Here is a 902-nt window from a genome sequence, read left to right on the forward strand (position 1 = left end):
CTAAATAATAGTAACTAGCAGTATCTACAAATGTTTGGTCTAGTAATTCATCCATAGCGACATAAGTTTCCGTAAGTTCTATAGCAACTGGTGCCAAGGCATTATATATTATAGAACCTTCTCGTTTATCAAACGTGTCAGGTACACTATCTAACATTCTTTTAATTATATTTTCAAATGTCATAAGTTCAAACACTAAATACTCACCACCTTCTCTGCATTTAAATTCCCATATTTGGTATGAACTGAAAATCTACAATGTAATTTTCCTTTTATATTTTGAAATTCAAAATTATCTACATTTTCAATTCTATCATCTTGTACTAATGCCTCTTTGATTCGTCTTTCAAGTTCGGGTATTACATAAGAAATAGGCTCTCCAATTAAATCGTTTAGTTCAACTCCATAATTCCAACTATATATTAGATGTTCATACCTTTCAGTATTTAAAATTAAAAAGATGGTCTGTTTTAATGCTTCCATATTATCACAAATACCATCTATCTTAGATTTTTCTGTATTCAGTTTAAATGTTTTACTTGGTTCTTGTCTTACATCAAAATTTATAATTGATACATCTTCTATATCGTAGTCAATAGCGTCTGTTGGTATCACTTTATCACATCCTATCTAAAATCAAGTATTGTTGCCCTCCTTGCATTCTTATTAAAACCAATTTGTCTCCTATCTTTTTATCTGTATATCTTTTAAATGTATCTGTTTGTATTAAAAAAAATTCTTCAAAAGATGCTTTTTGTTCTATCTTAACTTTTAGAGGATTAACACTTTCTATAGTTCCAAATGCAAGAGTCATTGGATTACTTGTTTCTACTGCATCCATTGCAGCCTTCTTGATTACTTGTAATAATTCCTGTGACACTTTATCACCTCACTTATATAAA

2 protein-coding genes and 1 pseudogene are annotated in these 902 nt (G+C 29.3%); all 3 read right to left on the reverse strand.

What is annotated here, in order from left to right:
• Positions 1-196, reverse strand: a pseudogene (locus IC173_RS20280) (phage tail protein); the annotation flags it as partial.
• Entirely contained in the window at positions 196-615 is a 420-nt protein-coding gene (locus IC173_RS20285) for a DUF2634 domain-containing protein (protein ID WP_227856206.1), read from the reverse strand. The pseudogene IC173_RS20280 and the gene IC173_RS20285, both read right to left, overlap by 1 nt.
• 4 nt (positions 616-619) lie before the next feature.
• A complete protein-coding gene (locus tag IC173_RS20290) occupies positions 620-880 on the reverse strand; it encodes a DUF2577 domain-containing protein (protein ID WP_227856207.1) in 261 nt (86 codons plus the stop codon).
• Positions 881-902 lie beyond the last annotated feature (22 nt).

The sequence above is a fragment of the Clostridioides sp. ES-S-0048-02 genome, assembly GCF_020658495.1.
Lineage (GTDB): Bacteria > Bacillota > Clostridia > Peptostreptococcales > Peptostreptococcaceae > Clostridioides.